Source organism: Thermus caldilimi, from assembly GCF_004684245.1.
GTDB classification, from domain to species: Bacteria; Deinococcota; Deinococci; order Deinococcales; family Thermaceae; genus Thermus; species Thermus caldilimi.
This window is the reverse complement of sequence record NZ_CP038452.1, coordinates 2,063,441-2,079,499: the sequence shown is the minus strand read 5'-3', so window position 1 is coordinate 2,079,499 and position 16,059 is coordinate 2,063,441. Positions and strand designations below refer to the sequence as shown.

Genomic DNA, 16,059 nt, shown 5'->3' with positions numbered 1-16,059 from the left:
TCATCTCATACAACGTCGTTTAATCAAGCAAAGCCATAAAGTGGTAAAAACAAGTAACTCAGCGCTCACGACAGTACATGCTGCGCCTACCCCCGCATACAAGGATCCAAGGCCAAGTATCCCGATTACATGCACCACCACTCCGAGGAGTAAGGCACGCACACCCATGACTTCCATCCCATGTGGCAAAAGATGAAACATCATTAATGCGCTATTAAAAGCATTTAAAGGTATACTAAGCGATAAAATCCGAAGAATTGCTATGGAGGGCATATAAGCGTGACCCAAGAAAACAGCTATCAGCAAGTGTGCATTGGCCAAAACTATTCCAGCCAAAACAAAACTAGCCATGCCTAGTAACCATTTGGTTTGTCTAAGGATCACATGATTTTTCCCTGGGTTGCTATATGTGAAGTCTGCGACTCGTGGATATACTGCTTGAACAACGGGTGTTAGCACACTCAAAAGGGCCTTATAAAGCTTATCGGCTCCCCCATAATAGCCTAAAACCAAGGGGTCGGCGGTAATACCCAGTAGAAAAACAGGATTCGAACTATAGATAACTTGCAGCAACCTTAGCAAAAATACACCCCGACCTTTCGCCAGGATTTGTAGAGAGAGGCCAAATAACGAAAAAAGGATGGGCAATTTTACTTCACGGTGTACCCAAGCCAACTGTATAAGAGTCGTTACCATTCCAAAACCTCCCTGTAGCGCCAAAACCAACCATCCTTTCTGTGGCGCGTCTACGAACAGAAGAACCATAGTAGTCGCTATCAAACGGAAACAAAATTCCAATGCTACTGCCTGCGTTATCTTTCCCGTACTTTGGAAATACCAAAACGGACTAAAACCAAAGGCAATCGCCTGAATCAGAGACCAAATGACGTATACGAGATTATCTTTAAAAATTGGGATAAAAAATGCAACTGGGATGGAAATAGTGAGTACACCAGCCAATAAAACCAATCTCGCCGCCAAAATACCAGCAGCTAACCGACCTAACTCAGCGCTATCTTCCCTTGCCTTGCCTCCCTCTCTTACTCCCCATAAGTTTAAACCATACTCAATCACTACAGAGGCCCATAGAGCAAAAGCCTGAAAAAAGGTAAGTAACCCAAATACCTGAGGCCCAAGCACTCTGGACAGATACGGTAAAGTAATTAAGGGAATTACGAAATTAAACAACAATAGCGCATACAGGCTAATTGCGTCGCGGACAACAGCACCGGTGCTCCAAAATTTGAGACGCAATTTCCCAACCTCGACCCCTGTTTTCTCCATCAGAAAGCTCTAAGTAGCACAGGGCCTCTGGATTCCCTGACCGTAAAAGAAAGGTCCATACAATCTCGACCGATTACTTCCGCTACCGCTTCCCGGGTACGAAACCCCCCTATTAGGCCCTGCGTTATACCCATCTGCGACCCCATTCCACCCCCTCACCCAAACATATGATACCCATACCCGTTCGTCCCAGGAAGAACCCCCCACTAAACTCATCCTGTGATGAGGGAGCGACTTTTCGTCCTAGCCTTGGGTCTAGGCCTTACCCTGGCAGGCCCTTGCGGGCAGAGGCCCTACACCCTGGAAACGGAGGAGGGCCTCTTGGGCGGGGAGGAGATGAGCTACGACGGCGAGGTCCTGGTCTTTGAGGGCCGGGCCTGCCTGGAAAGGGAGGGGCTTTACCTGGAAGCCCCCGCCATCCGGTACCTGGAGGCGGAGGGAAGCCTCCAGGCGGAGGGTCTACGAGGAGAGGCTGAGGGCTGGCGGGTGGAGGCGGAGGCCCTGCAGGGGAAGGCCCTCCAGGGGGTGCGCCTGAGCCAGGGGAGGCTCAAGGCGGAGGTGCGGCGGCTTAGCCTGGAGACCCCCCTCAAGGGGGAGGGCGTCCTCCTGGAAAGCCCCGCCTACCGGGTGCGGGCGGCGGAAGCCACCTTCACCCGGGAGGAGGCCAGGCTGAGGGGCTTCCTCGCCACCCCCTGCCCCTGCGGGGAGGACGTGCGCCTCCGCATGGAGGAGGCCACCTTCCGGGTGGCCACGGGGGAGCTTAGGGGGGAGGCCACCTTGGGGCTTTGGGCCCTCGAGGTCCCCTTGGGGGAGGCCACCGCCAACGCCAACCACCGGCCAGAGCTACAAAGCCCCCTGGTCCTTTCCAGCTCGGAGGCCGGGGGCTGGACGGTGGGCCTCCAGGACTTCCCCCTGCCCCGGCCGGGGGAGGAGATCGGCCGCTGGGAAAGGCGGCTCACCCTCCTGGCCACGGGCTTGGGGTCGCCCCAGGAGGCCTTGCGCCTGGGCCTTCGGGAGGGCCGGGTGGGGGCGGCATTCCAGCTGGGCTACGCCCCGGGCGTCTGGGCCTGGGCGGAGGACCTCTTCCTGGGCTATAGCCCAAGCCCCCCGGATGCGGACACCCCCCGCCTCGAGGCCCGCTACGCCCCCACCCTCCGCCTGGAGGACCTCACCCTAAGGCCCTTCCTGCGCTACGCGGAAACGGGAAGGAGCCAGGGCTTCACCCTGGGCCTGGAAGGGGCCTACCGCCACACCCTGAGGGAGGGCCCCTGGGCCCTCACCCTGCAGCCCGAGGCCCTCCTGGCCCTCTACCCCTTCGCCGGGTACAGCCCCTACCTAGCGGTGGGAGGAAGCCTGGAGGCCTCCTACCGGGAGGGGGACTTCCTCCTGCGGGCGGGCTACGCCGGACGCCTGGAGCCCCTCACCCCCACCCCGCCCTTCACCTGGGAGAACCGGGACGAGTTCCAGCGCCTCCGGCTGGAGGGGGCCTTAGGCCCCTGGGGCCTGGGCTACACCCTGGAAAACCCCCTGGGGAACCGCCTGGACCGCCTGGAGGGGAGCTACCGGGACGAGGCCCTGGGGAACTTCCGCCTGGCCTACGTGCGGGGGAGCCTGGAGGAGGTGCGCCTTTCCTACGCCATGCCCCTCCCCGACCGGGCCTGCTGCCAGGCCCTCTGGCTCGCCCCCGAGGTGGGGATCAATGGAGAGGGCCTCACCCGCCTGGGCCTCACCCTCCGCCTCTACGACGGCTGCTTCGCCTACGAGGTGCGCTGGCAGAACGTCCTCCGGGGACAGTACGATGAGGCCACGGGGCAGAGCCTCTCCTTTGGTCTTTCCTTACGGTAGACCGAGGCCATGCCCGAGGTGGGGGGGCTAGGTGGTGTTGGCCCTGCTGACCCTTCTCCGCTAAGGCTCCACCCGCAAGGCCCGCAGGAAGAGGTTCCGGTCCTCGGGGGGCTGGTAAAAGTCGTTGGTGAAGGCCAAGGCCAGGGTGCCCTTCCCGGTGGTCCTCACCCAGACCTCCTCTACCCCCCGCACCTCCCCCTGCCAGAGCACCCGGCTCCCCTCCACCACCAGGGCGTAGGGCCCCTTCCCCTGGGCCAGGGTGCCCTCGAGGAGAAGCCCCACCTGCGCTTCGCGGCAAAGGGGAATCTCCAACACCCCGTTGGACCAAAGTTCCCCCCTTTCTGGCAGAGGACCCGGCACGCAAGCTTCGCCCTCTATAGGCCTTACAGAAAAGGCTTGGGAAAGACTCCACAGGGCAAGGCCCACCCCCAAGGCGAAGAGGAATCCGCCGCCCACCAGCGCTAAGGGCTTCACCGCACCACCTCCTTTTCCCAAAGGTAAAGAGGCCGCTGGGCCAGGCGGTGCTGGCTGAAGAGGAGGACCCGAAGCCGGTACTTTCCCGAAGGAAGATCCTTGGGGAAGGGAAAGCCCACCACCTGCTCCCCCGGCCACTCCCACCCCAGGCGCTGGCAGGCTTTCTCCCTGCAGAGCCACACCTGCACCCGGTACCCCTCGGCCCCCGCAAGGCGCAGGAAGCCCATCCCCTCCCCAGGCGGGATGGCGGCGTAGAGGAGGGCAGGAGGGGGCAGCGGGGGCCGGGTGGCCAGGTAGAGGAAGGGCAAGGCCCAGAGGAGGGCCACCGCCCCAGCGAAGCCCAAGGCGGCGGGAAGGCGCACCCCCCGGGCCAGGGCCATCCCCCCCACCAAGAAGAAGATCTCCCCCCGGAAAGGGCTGGGGACGCTGAAGGGGTTGTCGGTCATCCCCATGGCGGCAAAGGCCAGGAGGAGGGAGAAGAGGAGCCCCTCCCCCCAGGCCCCCGCCAAAAACCCCCCACCAGGAGGAGGAGGCCCACCGCCCCCAGGACCCCGCTTTCCCCCAGGGCCTGGAGGAGGTGGTTGTGGGCGAAGGTCCAAAGACCCCCAAGGGGCCTGAGCCAGTCCGGGCAGGCGAGGCCTTTGGCCTCGATGAGGGGAAAGAGGAAGCAGTCCCCAAAAAGCGTCCCCTTCAGGTAATCCCCCAGCACATAAGGCCCCACCCCCGTCCAAGGGTGGGCCTGGAAGACCTCGTAGGCCCGAAGCCAAAGCCCCTCCCGCCCCGAGAGGTGGGCCTGGAAGAAGCGCTCGGAGATGGGGGTGTCCAGGGAAAGGGCGGCGAAGAGGAGGAACCCCGCCAGCCCCAAAGCCCAAAGCCCCCGCCCCCGGAAAAGAAGCCCCCCCGCACTCCCTAAAAGGAGGGCCAGCATCCCCCCGCGGCTTCCCGAAAGGAGGAGGACCGCACCCCCCAAAAGGCTTAGGAGGAGGCGGAAGGGCCAAGGGTAGCGCACGTATACGGCAAGAAGCACACCCAAGGCGCCCAAGAATCCCAAACCCACAGGGTTGTGGAAGGGGTGCATGAGCCTCTGCCCCACCGCCTGGTCCCCAAAGGCCAGGTAGGAGGCCAAGAAGGCGCTCCCATAGAGGAGGAAAAGCCCGTAGCCCAAGGGCAGGAGGGCCCGGGAGGGCTCCCTGAGCTGGCGGAAAAGGGCCACCCCCGCCCCCACCAGCCCCAGGACGTAGAGGACCCGGCCCAAGGCCAAGGGGAAGGCCAGGGGCTCTGGGGCAAAGACGGCAGGAAGGAGGAGGGAAAGGGCATAGACAGCCAAAAGGCCCAGGGCCCAAGGGGGTAGCCGCCTGAGGTACCCCACGCATAAGGGGGCCAAAAGGGCCAGGGGCGGGAAAAGAGGGGCCAAGGCCAGGGCCCAGAGCAACCAGCGCACGGGGAACAATATACGCCAAGGAAACCCTAAGCCGCTCCTCAAAATCCTCTGGTAAATTGCCCCTTATGAAGGGCCGTAACCGCCTCCTTCTGGCCCTGGGTCTTTTCCTGGGCTTTTCCTTGGGAGCCCGCTTCGCCGCCTTTAGCGTGGAGCCCTTCGGGGCCCAGCGGGTGAACCTGGACACCGGGGTCACCACCCTGCCCCAGGGTGGGATCCTGGTGGACAACGAAAACGGCTTGCGCCTAAAGGCCGCCTATATTGAGTACAAAGAGGGAAGCTTCGTGCGGGCCCGGGGAGCCGAGCTCCTTTCGGAGAAGGAAACCTTTCTGGCCCAGTCCCTGGAACACGACATCCCCAAGCAGGAAGCCCGCTTTACCGGCCTCACCTTCAGCAACCCCGACTTCAGGGGCTTGAAGGCGGAAAAGGCCCTGGCCCTCTTCGCCGAGGAGGTGGTGGTCCTGAAGGGCCGGGTGCAGGCGGAAAGCCCCAGGCTCCAGGCGGAGACCCTGGTGGTGAACCTGAAGGACCGGGAAGCCCTGGCCCTGGGAAGCTTCACCTACCAGGAGGGGAAGGCCACCCTGAGGGGCCAAGGACCCAGCGCCCGCCTCTACCTGCGCTTCGCCTCGGGGAAGGTCCAGGCCAGCACCAAGGTGTCCCCTAACGCCAGCCCCCTAGCCCAGTACGCCAGCCGCCTTCCATGACCCTTTACCGCCACATCCTGAAGGAAAGCCTCCCGGTTCTCCTTTTGGCCCTCCTCTTCCTCACCGCCGTCTACCTCTTTGGCTTCTTCTACGCCGGGGCCCGGTGGCTGGAGGGGGTGCCCCTTCCCAAGGTGGCCCGTTGGCTCTCCTACCACGTGCCCGGGGTTCTGGTGCAGGTCTTCCCCATCGCCCTGGTCACCACCACGGTCCTGGTCTTCGGCAGGCTCTCCGCGGAAGGGGCCCAGTTCGCCCTCCTCTCCGGGGGGATTCCCCTTTGGCGGGCGGCCCTGCCCCTAGTTGGAATAGGCGCTTTGCTGAGCGGGGTAGCCCTTTACCTCCAGGAGAGGCTGGTCCCCCACTACAACGAAAAGGTGCGGGTGGCCTGGTGGGACGAGATCCACACTCAAGGGGCTGGGCTTTTTCGCCTCAAGGGCCTACAGATCCCCATCGGCAAGGGGCGGAGCCTCTACTTCGAGGACTTCGACATGGAGCGGAAGGAGATGGTGGGGGTGCGCATCGCCTCCTTCCAGGGGGAGGAGGGCACCTTCCTCTTCGCCGAACGGGGAAGCTGGGAGGACCGGGTGATCACCCTAAAGGATTACCGCCTCTACCGGGTGGACTTCCAGGCGGTGCCGGGGCTGGAAACCGCCAAGGACCTGTTGGCCCAGACCCGGAAGGTCTTCCGGGCGGTGAGCCGGGGGAAGGTCCTGGAGGTGGAGTCGGACCTCTCCCGGGCCCGGGCCATCGCCGACTACGCCGACACCTTCAGCTTCGGACAGGACAGCCTTTCCCAGGCCTGGGCCAAGATGCAAGACCCCTTCCTCGCCCCCCTGGAGAAGTGGCGGGCCCGGCTGGAGTTCCACTCCAAGCTGGCCCTGCCCCTGGCCAACCTGGTCCTGGTCCTCCTGGCCGCGGCCATGGCCCTCAGGTATGGGCGGAGCACCGGGCTCGCCCTGGGCTTAAGCGTGGTGCTGGCCCTGGCCTACTACGGGGCCTTCTTCCTGGGCCGCTCCTTGGCGGGGATAGGGGTCCTCCCCCCAGAGCTGGGGGCCTGGGGGGCGAACCTCCTTTTCCTCCTCCTGGGCCTGCGGGCCCTCCGTTAAAAGCCTGACCCCCTGGGTTTCCCCAGGGGGTTCCTGGTGGAGCCGAGGGGATTCGAACCCCTGACCTCCTCAATGCCATTGAGGCGCGCTCCCAACTGCGCCACGGCCCCAGGCAACGCCTATGGTACCGAGGGGGAAGGCTTTTGTCAACGGGGCCAGAGGCCGATGAGGAGAGCCAAGGCCACGAAGATGACCCCTAGGAGGATGGTCAGGCGGTAGAGACCACCCGTGACCCCGCGGGCGGAGAAGAGGTCCGCAGAAGCCCCCATGAGGTCCCCGGCGCCTTGCTTGGGCTCCTGCACCAGGACCAGGTAGACCAAAAGCCCCGCCACGCCCAGGTAAAGAAGGATGACCAAGGTGTAAAGGAAGTCCATACCCCTACCACTTTAGCGCGGGGCGAAGGGCGTGTCCACCCGGGCGCGGTATAAAGAGGTGTGGAGCTTGCCGAGATCCATGCCGCCTACCGGCGCATCCGCCCCCACATCCACCGCACGCCCCTCCTCACCTCGAGGCTCTTGGATGAGCTACTGGGCAAGCGCCTCCTCCTCAAGGCCGAGCACCTGCAAAAGACCGGAAGCTTCAAGGCCCGGGGGGCGCTTTCCAAGGCCTTCACCCTGGAAAACCCCAAGGGGCTTCTTGCGGTGAGTAGCGGCAACCATGCCCAAGGGGTGGCCTACGCCGCCCGGATCCTGGGGGTGAAGGCCCTCCTCGTCATGCCCGAGGAGGCAAGCCCCTACAAGAAGGAGGCGGCCCGGGCCTACGGGGCGGAGGTGGTGGACCAGGGGGTCACGGTGGAAAACCGGGAGGAGGTGGCGAGAGCCCTCCAGGAGGAAACCGGCTACGCCTTCATCCACCCCTTTGACGACCCCCTGGTGGTGGCCGGCCAGGGCACCGCCGGGCTGGAGCTCATGGCCCAGGCGGGGGAGATGGGCCTTTTCCCGGAGGCCGTCCTGGTCCCCGTGGGGGGAGGGGGGCTCCTCGCCGGGGTGGCCACCGCGGTGAAGGCCTTCTCCCCAAGCACCCTGGTCCTGGGGGTGGAGCCCGAGGGTGCGGACGACGCCAGAAGGAGCTTGGAAGAAGGCAAGATCGTGCGCCTGCCCGGGGCCCCCAGGACCCGGGCGGACGGGGTAAGGACCCTGGCCTTGGGACAGCGCACCTTTCCCATCCTGAAGGAGAAGGTGGACGCCATCCTCGCCGTGAGCGAGGCGGCCATCCTGGAAGCCGAGGGCCTCCTCTTCACCCGCACCAAGCAGGTGGTGGAGCCCACCGGGGCCCTGCCCCTGGCGGCGGTGCTGGAGCATGGGGAAAGGCTCCCTCAGGTTCTGGCCCTTCTCCTTTCGGGAGGCAACCGCGGGTTTCCCGCCCTCCCCTAGGGCAGGCTTATCCTTGAAAATTTGACATTACGATGCTATATTTTCAAGGGTGATCCCCCGCCGCCTGCAACCGGTCCTCGAGGAGCGCCTAGGCCAGGTACCCGTGGTGGTGCTCACGGGAGCCAGGCAGGTGGGAAAGACCACCCTGGCTTTGGCGGTGGGGGATCGGCTTGGAGCCTTGTACCTGGACCTCGAGTCGGAAAGGGATAGGGGGAAGCTTGCGGCCCCGGAGCTCTACCTCGAGGACCATCTGGACCGCCTGGTCATCCTGGACGAGGTGCACCGGATGCCTGAGCTTTTCCCCGTTCTCAGGGGCCTGGTGGACCGGGCAAGGCGAGCCGGGAGGAAATCCGGCCTTTACCTCCTCCTGGGGTCTGTATCCCCCGAAGTGTCCCGCCAAGCGGGTGAGAGCCTCGCGGGCCGGGCCAGCTACCTGGAGCTCTCCCCCCTGGATCCCTTAGAGGTAGACCCCAAGGAGCTGGAGCGCCTCTGGCTCCGGGGGGGGTTCCCGGAAAGCTTCTTGGCACCCAGCGACGTCCAAAGCCTTCGCTGGCGGCAGGATTTCCTCCGCACCTACATGGAACGGGAAATCCCCGCCTTGGGCGGCAGGTTGCCGACAGAAACCCTACGCCGGCTCCTCACCATGCTGGCCCACCTGCAGGGGGAAACCCTCCACCTCTCCCGCCTGGCGGGCAACCTGGGGCTGGATGGCAGAACCGTAAGCCGCTACCTGGACCACCTGGTGGATCTCTACCTCTTAAGGAGGCTTCCCCCTTACGAGGCCAATGTGGGCAAACGGCTGGTAAAAAGCCCTAAGCTTTACCTCCGGGATAGCGGCCTGGTCCACGCCCTCCTCGGCATCCACGACCGGGAGATCCTCCTGGGCCATCCCGTGGTGGGGGCCAGCTGGGAAGGTTTCGTGGTGGAAAACCTGCTGCGGGTAGCACCGGAAGGGGCCCTAGGCTTTTTCTACCGCACCCATGCGGGGGCGGAAATCGACCTTCTCCTCCTCTGCCCCACGGGGACCCTGTGGGCCGTGGAGGTAAAGCGCAGCCTGGTACCCAAGCCCTCCCGGGGCTTCCATCAGGCCCTGATGGACCTCAGGCCCCAGGCGGCCTTTGTGGTCTACCCCGGGGAGGAAGCCTATCCGCTTTCCCCGGACGTCCTGGCTGTCCCCTTGCCCCAGCTGATGCAAAGGCTTTGGAACCTGAGCCTGCAAGGCGGGACTTCTTTCCCTGGAAAGGCGGAGTAAGCTTACCCCGTGATCGTCAAGGAAGCGCTCCTACCCATTGAGGAAGTGGCGGCCAAGCTGGGATTGGGCAAGGACCGGCTCTACCCCTACGGCCCCTACATGGCCAAGGTGCTGGGGGAGCCCCCTAAGGCCAAGGGTCGGCTCATCCTGGTCACGGCCATCACCCCCACCCCGGCGGGGGAGGGCAAGACCACCACGGCCATCGGGCTAGTGGACGCCCTCTGGCGGCTGGGGAAGAAGGCAGCCTTGGCCCTAAGGGAACCCTCCTTGGGCCCGGTCTTCGGGGTGAAAGGCGGGGCCACGGGAGGCGGAAGGGCGCGGGTGGAGCCCCGGCACGAGATCAACCTCCACTTCACCGGGGACTTCCACGCGGTGACCAGCGCGGTGAACCTCCTGAACGCCCTTTTGGACAACCACCTGCACCAGGGGAACGCCCTCGGGATTGACCCCCGGCGCATCGAACTCAAGCGGGCCATCGACATGAACGACCGGGCCCTAAGGCACATCGTCCTGGGCCTGGGGGGAAGGCCCACGGGGTGCCGCGGGAAGGAAGCTTCGAGCTCACCGTGGCCAGCGAGGTCATGGCCCTCATGGCCCTCTCCCGGGACTTCAAGGACCTGAAGCGCCGCCTGGGCAAGATCCGCGTGGGCTTCACCTACGAGGGCAAACCCGTCTACGCCGAGGACCTGGGGGCGGTGGGCGCCATGGCGGCCCTCCTCAGGCAGGCCTTTCTCCCCAACCTGGTGCAGACGGCGGAGGGCAACCCCGCCTTCGTCCACATGGGGCCCTTCGGCAACATCGCCCACGGCACCAACTCCCTGAGGGCCAGCCTCTTCGCCTTAGGCCTCGCGGACTACGTGGTGCAGGAGGCGGGGTTTGCCACGGATCTGGGCATGGAGAAGTTCATGAACGTGGTGGCCCGCACTACAGGGCTGGTCCCCGAGGCGGTGGTGCTGGTGGCTACCATCCGAGCCCTCCGCTACCACGGGGGGCAGGACGCCTACGAGATGCCGGACGTGGAGGCGGTGCAGCGGGGCCTAGCCAACCTGGAAAAGCATGTGGAGAACGTGGAGCTTTTCGGCTATAAGCCCGTGATCGCCTTAAACCGCTTCCCCACGGACGCCCTCGAGGAGATCGCTTTGGTGCAGGCCTTCGCCCAGGAGCGGGGCCTGCCCTTTGCCGTGAGCGAGGTCTACGCCAGGGGCGGGGAAGGGGGCCTGGAATTGGCGGAACAGGTGCTCCACGCCCTGGAGCTTCCCCACGCCTACCGCCCCCTCTACCCCCTCGAGGCCCCTCTGGAGGAAAAGGTGGCCACCATCGCCCAGAAGGTCTACGGGGCGGAGGGGGTGGAGTGGAGCGAGGAGGCTAAGAAGGCCCTCAAGGCCGCCAAGAAGGAGGGGTGCGAGACCCTCCCCGTGGTCATGGCCAAGGCAGCCACCTCCCTCTCCGACAACCCCAAGCTTCGGGGAAGGCCCCTGGGCTTTAGGGTGCGGGTCACGGACCTGAGGTGCCGGTTTGGGGCGGGCTTCGTGGTGGTCTACATGGGCGGGATCGAAACCCTGCCCGGCCTCCCCAAGGTGCCCCAGGCTCTGGGGATCGACGTGGACGAGGAGGGAAACATCCGAGGGATGGACTACTGATAGCACCCCACGCGGACAAAGTCCGCGTGGGGGCCCCGACGAAAGGATACCCAAGGCCCCTGCCAGGGAAAGGGTTGCCCCCCCGAACCGCTTAGGGAGAAGCTGGGCTCGCCCTTTTCCCGGGGTCCCCACCCGGACTTCGTCCGGGTGGGGTGGTTTAGATTCCGTGCCCGTCTGCCCTTTGCTTCTCCACGGGCAGCCCCGTGACCCCGTGGAAGGCCTCCACCTCCTCCAGGAAGCGGCGGAAGAGGTAGAGGGCGTCGTGGGGGCCGGGGGCGGCCTCGGGGTGGTACTGCACGGAGAAGACGGGGTAGCGGGCATGGGCCATGCCCTCGAGGGTGCCGTCGTTGAGGTTGATGTGGGTGGGCCTGAACTCCTTCAGGGAGTCGATGTCCACCGCATAGCCGTGGTTCTGGCTGGTGATCTCGATCTTCCCCGTGAGGAGGTTCTTCACCGGGTGGTTGGCCCCCCGGTGGCCGAACTTCATCTTGTAGGTGCGCCCGCCCGCCGCCAGGGCCAAAAGCTGGTGGCCCAGGCAGATGCCGAAGGTGGGCAAAAGCCCCATGAGCTTCCAGATGGTCTCGTGGGCGTAGCGGGGCATGGAGGGGTCGCCAGGGCCGTTGCTGATGAAAAGGCCGTGGGGCTCCAGGGCCATGATCTGGCTGGCAGGGGTCTTGCCCGGGACCACGAGGATCTCAAACCCCAGCTGGGCCAGGTTCTCCACGATGGCGTGTTTGATGCCGAAGTCCATGACCACGATGCGCCGCCCCGACCGCAGGGTGGGCCAGGCGTAGGGCAGAGGGGTGGAGACCTCGGGGGTCATGTCCCGGCCGTCGATGTCCGTCCAAGCCTTGGCCTCCTGGCGCAGGGCCAAAAGCTCCTCGGGGGTGAAGGCGTGGTCCGGCTCCCCGTAGAGGGAGGCGTGGGCGATGGCGCCCTTCAGCACCCCCCCCTCGCGGATCTTGCGCACCAGGGCCCGGGTGTCGATGCCCTCGAGGCCCACCACCCCGTAGAACTCCATGAACTCCCCTAGGGTCTGCTGGGCCCTGGGGTTGGAGGCGATGCGGCTGAACTCCTTGGCCACGAACCCCTTCACCCAGGGGCGGTTGGACTGCATGTCGTAGACGTTCACCCCGTAGTTGCCCTGGTGGGGGTAGGTCATGACCACGATCTGCCCGTGGTAGCTGGGGTCGGTCATGATCTCCTGGTAGCCGGTCTGGGCGGTGTTGAAGACCACCTCCCCCACCGTCTTCCCCCGGGCCCCGAAGGCGTAGCCGTGATAGACGGTGCCGTCCTCCAGGACCAAAACCGCGCGCTCCCTCACTCCGGCCATTCCTCCTCCTTGATGCCCGCCTGCCTTAGGAGGCGCTTCAGGAGATCCACCCCGATCTCGCCCCGGTGGGGGTTGGGAAGGACCAGCCGCACCTCCCCGCGCACCATGAACTCGTGCCTGCCCCCGGCAAAGGGCCCCGCGAACCCTAAGGCCCGAAGCCGGGCGATAAGCTCCCTACGGGAAAGGGGCCTAAGCCGCTTCGCCATGAGGAAGTTCAATGCGCACCTCCCCCAAGGGGGGCGGGGCCTCGCCCCGGGAGAGGAGGAAGAGGAGCCAGTCCTCGAGGGCCGCCTGGAGGTTGGCCTCGCACTCCCGCAGGGTCTTCCCCGTGGCCCAGACCCCTAGGAGGCCCGGGATCTCCCCGTAGTAGGGCTCCTCGTCCTCAATGAGCTCGTAGCGGGCCCGGGCCATGGCCTCCGCCAGGTAGCGGGTCAGCGTGCCCATCCCACCCATTCTAGCCCCCGAAGGCCCCCCGGGAAAGCCCCTTGATGACGGCGATCTCCCGGCAGTTCTCGTAGAAGGGGCAGGCGTTGCACTCGCTCCACACCTTGGGGGGCAAGGCCTCCCGGGTGGTCACCTGGTAACCCAGGGAGCGGAAAAAGCCCACCTGCAGCGTCCAGGCGAAGACCCGGGGGAGCCCCAGGTCCCGGGCCTCCCGCTCCGCCCCCAAGACCAGCCAGCGCCCCAGGCCCTGGCCCTGCCTCTGGGGGTGCACCGCCAGGCCCCTAATCTCCGCCAGGTCCCGCCAGAGGACGTGCAGGGCCACGGTGCCCACGATCTGCCCGTCCTCGTCCTCGAGGACCTGGAAGTCGCGGATGTTCTCGTAGAGGTGGCTGTGGCTCCGCACCAGCATCAGGCCCTTCTCCGCCCAATAGCGGATGAGCCAGTAGATGGCCTCCACATCGGAAAGCCTGGCCTTCCTGAGCTCCACCCCCGCGTTGGGGCGCACCTCGGGCAGGGCCGCCGTGGAGAGCTCGAGTCCTTTCACCTCAGTCAAGGCCCACCTCCTTCTTGGCCTCCAGAAGCCTTGCCCGCACCGCCTCAGGGGCCGTGCCCCCGTAGGACCTGCGGCGGTGGATGGCGGTTTCCAGGCGGAGGAGGGGCAGGGCGTCTTCGGCGAAGAGGGGGTGGTGGGCCTTGAGCTCCTCCAGGGTCAGGTCCTTGAGGGGCCTTCCCTCCTCCGCCAGCCTGCGCACCAGGCGGCCCACCACGTGGTGGGCCGCCCGGAAGGGCAGGCCCTTTTCCGCCAGGTAGTCGGCGAGCTCCGTGGCCAAGGCGTAGCCTCCCTCCGCTGCCTGCCACATCCTCTCCCGCCGCCACCTGAGGCCGGGGAGGAGGGCGGCGAAGAGCTTGAGGCTATCCCGGTAGGTGGCCAGGGCGTCCAAAAGGGGCTCCTTGTCCTCCTGCAGGTCCTTGTTGTAGGCGAGAGGCAGGCCCTTCACCACGGTGGACAGGGCCACCAGGGCCCCCAAGACCCTTCCCGCCTTGGCCCGGATGAGCTCCAGGGTGTCCGGGTTCTTCTTCTGGGGCATGATGGAGCTTCCCGTGGCGAAGGCGTCCGGCACCTCCACGAAGGCGAACTCCTCGGTGCTGTAAAGGACAAGCTCCTCCGCCATCCGGGAGAGGTGGAGCATGCCGATGTTGAGGGCGGAGAGGACCTCGAGGGCGAAGTCGCGGCTAGCCACCGCGTCCAGGGAGTTGCGCATGGGCCTAGCGAAGCCAAGCTCCTTGGCGGTGTAGTGGCGGTCGATGGGAAAGCCCGTCCCCGCCAGGGCCGCCGCCCCTAAGGGGCTTTCGTTGAGGCGCTCCCGGGCGTCCTTTAGCCTTCCCTCATCCCGGGAAAGCATCTCGTGGTAGGCCAGGAACCAGTGGGCAAGGAGGATGGGCTGGGCCCGTTGCAGGTGGGTGTAGCCGGGGAGGACGTAAAGGGGCTCCAGGTGCTTTTCCGCCTCCTGTACCAGCACCCGGCGCAGGTCCAGGAGCAGGGCCAAGAGCTCGTCCAGGGCGCCCCGGAGGAAGAGCCTCAGGTCGGTGGCCACCTGGTCGTTGCGGCTACGGGCGGTGTGGAGCTTGCCCCCAGGGGGGCCGACGAGCTCCATGAGGCGGGCTTCCAGGTTCATGTGCACGTCCTCCAGCTCCTCCCGCCAGGGGAAGGTGCCCGCCCGGATCTCCTCCTCGATGCGGTCCAGGCCCTCGAGGATGGCCCTTAGCTCCTCCTCGCTGAGGAGGCCCACCTCCTTGAGCATGCGGGCGTGGACCCGGTTCTGCCAGAGGTCCTCCCGCCAAAGGGCCCGGTCGAAGGGCAAGGAGGCGTTGAAGCGGGCCGCCAGCGCATCCGGCCCCTCGGCGAAGCGGCCCCCCCAGGTCCTATGCGCCATGCTCCCCCTTCCCCTTCTCCGCCATGGCCCGCACCCTAAGGCGCAGGGCGTGGATCCGGATGAAGCCCTCGGCGTCCTTCTGGTCGTAGCCCCCAAGCTCGTCAAAGGAGACCAGGTCCTTCTGGTAGAGGCTCTTGGGCGCTTTGCGCCCCACCACGTAGACGTTCCCCTTGTAGAGCTTGAGCCTTGCCACCCCGGTGACCGCCTGGGCCACGTGGTCAAAGTAGGCTTGGAGGGCCTCCCGCTCGGGGGCGTACCAGAAGCCGTAGTAGACGAGCTCCGCGTACTTGGGGGCGAGCTGGTCCCGCTGGTGGAGCACCTCCCGGTCCAGGGTGAGGCTTTCCACCGCCCGCCGGGCGTGGTAAAGGAGGGTCCCCCCCGGGGTTTCGTAGACCCCCCGGGACTTCATGCCCACGAAGCGGTTCTCCACCAGGTCCACCCGGCCCACCCCGTGCCGCCCCCCGATCTCGTTGAGCCTTTGCAAAAGGGCCGCCGGGGAAAGCCTTTCCCCGTTCACCGCCACCGGGTCCCCCCGGTGGAACTCCACCTCCACGTACTCGGGGGCGTCGGGGGCCTCCTCGGGGTCCAGGGTCATGCGGAACATCCCCTTGGGGGGCTCGGCCCAGGGGTCTTCCAGCACCCCCCCCTCGTAGGAAATATGCAGAAGGTTGGCGTCCATGGAGTAGGGCTTCTCCTGGGTCACGGGCACGGGGATGCCGTGGGCCTCCGCGTAGGCGATCATCTCCTGCCGGCCCTTAAAGTGCCACTCCCGCCAGGGGGCGATGACCCGGATGTTGGGCTTCAGGGCGTAGGCGGTGAGCTCAAAGCGCACCTGGTCGTTGCCCTTGCCCGTGGCCCCGTGGGCCACGGCCTCGGCGCCCTCCTCCTCGGCGATTTTCACCAGGTACTTGGCGATGAGGGGCCGGGCGATGGCGGTGCCCAGGAGGTAGTACCCCTCGTACACCGCTCCCGCGCGGAACATGGGGAAGACGAAGTCCCGCACGAACTCTTCCCTCAGGTCCAGGGCGATGGCCTTGGAGGCCCCGGTCCTCAGGGCCTTTTCCCGGGCCTCCGCCACCTCCTCCCCCTGGCCGATGTCCGCGGTGAAGGCGATGACCTCGGCCCCGTAGGTTTCCTTGAGCCACTTGAGGATGATGCTGGTATCCAGCCCGCCGGAGTATGCCAGGACGATCTTCATGCCAACCCCTAGTCTACCCCCTCGAGGGGGGCATGCA

General features: G+C 65.6%; 16 protein-coding genes, 1 tRNA gene and 1 pseudogene. 6 read left to right on the top strand and 12 right to left on the bottom strand.

The genetic code is table 11. The annotated features are described in order from the left end of the window. The gene (locus tag EBI04_RS10980) at positions 1-1,284 is read right to left on the bottom strand and encodes an oligosaccharide flippase family protein (protein ID WP_135257488.1); all 1,284 of its coding nucleotides are present in this window, start codon (positions 1,282-1,284) and stop codon (positions 1-3) included. Positions 1,285-1,506: 222 nt separating this feature from the next. Between EBI04_RS10980 and EBI04_RS10975 the strand changes: the two genes are divergently transcribed. Further along, entirely contained in the window at positions 1,507-3,129 is a 1,623-nt protein-coding gene (locus EBI04_RS10975; RefSeq protein WP_135257487.1) for a hypothetical protein, read from the top strand. A 60-nt stretch (positions 3,130-3,189) separates the two neighbouring features. Here EBI04_RS10975 and EBI04_RS10970 read toward each other — a convergent pair whose 3' ends face one another. Genes EBI04_RS10970 through EBI04_RS10965 form a run of 3 tightly spaced genes read right to left on the bottom strand, consistent with a single transcriptional unit; the run spans position 3,190 to position 5,044 of the window. Next, positions 3,190-3,603, bottom strand: coding sequence for a hypothetical protein (locus EBI04_RS10970; RefSeq protein ID WP_135257486.1), 414 nt, complete (start codon positions 3,601-3,603; stop codon positions 3,190-3,192). Next, positions 3,600-4,112, bottom strand: a complete 513-nt coding sequence (locus tag EBI04_RS13605) for a hypothetical protein (protein ID WP_240695292.1) — start codon at positions 4,110-4,112, stop codon at positions 3,600-3,602. The genes EBI04_RS10970 and EBI04_RS13605 overlap by 4 nt, the downstream gene beginning before the upstream one ends. Next, the gene (locus EBI04_RS10965) at positions 4,046-5,044 is read right to left on the bottom strand and encodes an O-antigen ligase family protein (protein WP_240695291.1); all 999 of its coding nucleotides are present in this window, start codon (positions 5,042-5,044) and stop codon (positions 4,046-4,048) included. Before EBI04_RS10965 ends, EBI04_RS13605 begins: the two co-directional genes overlap by 67 nt. 65 nt (positions 5,045-5,109) lie before the next feature. Here EBI04_RS10965 and EBI04_RS10960 point away from each other — a divergent pair, with 65 nt between their 5' ends. Continuing rightward, positions 5,110-5,745, top strand: a complete 636-nt coding sequence (locus EBI04_RS10960) for a hypothetical protein (protein ID WP_135257485.1) — start codon at positions 5,110-5,112, stop codon at positions 5,743-5,745. Next, positions 5,742-6,848: an LptF/LptG family permease gene (locus tag EBI04_RS10955; RefSeq protein WP_135257484.1), complete on the top strand. Its 1,107-nt coding sequence runs from the start codon at positions 5,742-5,744 to the stop codon at positions 6,846-6,848. Before EBI04_RS10960 ends, EBI04_RS10955 begins: the two co-directional genes overlap by 4 nt. 34 nt (positions 6,849-6,882) lie before the next feature. Here EBI04_RS10955 and EBI04_RS10950 read toward each other — a convergent pair. Further along, a tRNA-Ala gene (locus tag EBI04_RS10950) sits at positions 6,883-6,958 on the bottom strand. A 36-nt stretch (positions 6,959-6,994) separates the two neighbouring features. After that, complete coding sequence (secG, locus tag EBI04_RS10945) at positions 6,995-7,222, bottom strand: preprotein translocase subunit SecG (RefSeq protein ID WP_135257483.1); 228 nt, start codon at positions 7,220-7,222, stop codon at positions 6,995-6,997. 60 nt (positions 7,223-7,282) lie between these two features. Here secG and EBI04_RS10940 point away from each other — a divergent pair, with 60 nt between their 5' ends. From EBI04_RS10940 to EBI04_RS10930, 3 genes and pseudogenes are all read left to right on the top strand, one after another. After that, positions 7,283-8,221, top strand: a complete 939-nt coding sequence (locus EBI04_RS10940) for a threonine/serine dehydratase family protein (RefSeq protein WP_135257482.1) — start codon at positions 7,283-7,285, stop codon at positions 8,219-8,221. Positions 8,222-8,270: 49 nt separating this feature from the next. Further along, positions 8,271-9,473, top strand: coding sequence for an ATP-binding protein (locus EBI04_RS10935; RefSeq protein ID WP_135257481.1), 1,203 nt, complete (start codon positions 8,271-8,273; stop codon positions 9,471-9,473). A 9-nt stretch (positions 9,474-9,482) separates the two neighbouring features. Beyond that, positions 9,483-11,044 (top strand): annotated as a pseudogene (locus EBI04_RS10930) (formate--tetrahydrofolate ligase); the annotation flags it as partial. 226 nt (positions 11,045-11,270) lie between these two features. Here the strand turns inward: EBI04_RS10930 and carA are convergent. Genes carA through EBI04_RS10900 form a run of 6 tightly spaced genes read right to left on the bottom strand, consistent with a single transcriptional unit; the run spans position 11,271 to position 16,022 of the window. After that, positions 11,271-12,446 (bottom strand): glutamine-hydrolyzing carbamoyl-phosphate synthase small subunit, encoded by a 1,176-nt coding sequence (gene carA, locus EBI04_RS10925; protein ID WP_135257480.1) that lies wholly within the window; start codon positions 12,444-12,446, stop codon positions 11,271-11,273. Then, on the bottom strand, positions 12,434-12,652 hold the full coding sequence (locus tag EBI04_RS10920; RefSeq protein WP_135257479.1) for a type II toxin-antitoxin system HicA family toxin: 219 nt from the start codon (positions 12,650-12,652) through the stop codon (positions 12,434-12,436). The genes carA and EBI04_RS10920 overlap by 13 nt, the downstream gene beginning before the upstream one ends. Beyond that, on the bottom strand, positions 12,636-12,899 hold the full coding sequence (locus EBI04_RS10915) for a type II toxin-antitoxin system HicB family antitoxin (RefSeq protein WP_135257478.1): 264 nt from the start codon (positions 12,897-12,899) through the stop codon (positions 12,636-12,638). The genes EBI04_RS10920 and EBI04_RS10915 overlap by 17 nt, the downstream gene beginning before the upstream one ends. Position 12,900: 1 nt before the next feature. Further along, positions 12,901-13,434: an N-acetyltransferase gene (locus tag EBI04_RS10910; RefSeq protein WP_135257945.1), complete on the bottom strand. Its 534-nt coding sequence runs from the start codon at positions 13,432-13,434 to the stop codon at positions 12,901-12,903. Position 13,435: 1 nt separating this feature from the next. Continuing rightward, on the bottom strand, positions 13,436-14,824 hold the full coding sequence (argH, locus tag EBI04_RS10905) for an argininosuccinate lyase (RefSeq protein WP_135257477.1): 1,389 nt from the start codon (positions 14,822-14,824) through the stop codon (positions 13,436-13,438). Then, positions 14,814-16,022: an argininosuccinate synthase gene (locus EBI04_RS10900; protein ID WP_135257476.1), complete on the bottom strand. Its 1,209-nt coding sequence runs from the start codon at positions 16,020-16,022 to the stop codon at positions 14,814-14,816. The genes argH and EBI04_RS10900 overlap by 11 nt, the downstream gene beginning before the upstream one ends. Positions 16,023-16,059 lie beyond the last annotated feature (37 nt).

Excerpts from the sequence above, each read along its gene's own strand:
- argH (WP_135257477.1), bottom strand. The coding sequence starts at position 14,824 with ATGGCGCATAGGACCTGGGGGGGCCGCTTCGCCGAGGGGCCGGATGCG.
- EBI04_RS10960 (WP_135257485.1), top strand. The coding sequence starts at position 5,110 with ATGAAGGGCCGTAACCGCCTCCTTCTGGCCCTGGGTCTTTTCCTGGGC.
- EBI04_RS10915 (WP_135257478.1), bottom strand. The coding sequence starts at position 12,899 with ATGGGTGGGATGGGCACGCTGACCCGCTACCTGGCGGAGGCCATGGCC.
- EBI04_RS10975 (WP_135257487.1), top strand. The coding sequence starts at position 1,507 with ATGAGGGAGCGACTTTTCGTCCTAGCCTTGGGTCTAGGCCTTACCCTG.
- EBI04_RS10955 (WP_135257484.1), top strand. The coding sequence starts at position 5,742 with ATGACCCTTTACCGCCACATCCTGAAGGAAAGCCTCCCGGTTCTCCTT.
- EBI04_RS10900 (WP_135257476.1), bottom strand. The coding sequence starts at position 16,022 with ATGAAGATCGTCCTGGCATACTCCGGCGGGCTGGATACCAGCATCATC.
- EBI04_RS10920 (WP_135257479.1), bottom strand. The coding sequence starts at position 12,652 with ATGGCGAAGCGGCTTAGGCCCCTTTCCCGTAGGGAGCTTATCGCCCGG.
- secG (WP_135257483.1), bottom strand. The coding sequence starts at position 7,222 with ATGGACTTCCTTTACACCTTGGTCATCCTTCTTTACCTGGGCGTGGCG.
- carA (WP_135257480.1), bottom strand. The coding sequence starts at position 12,446 with ATGGCCGGAGTGAGGGAGCGCGCGGTTTTGGTCCTGGAGGACGGCACC.
- EBI04_RS10980 (WP_135257488.1), bottom strand. The coding sequence starts at position 1,284 with ATGGAGAAAACAGGGGTCGAGGTTGGGAAATTGCGTCTCAAATTTTGG.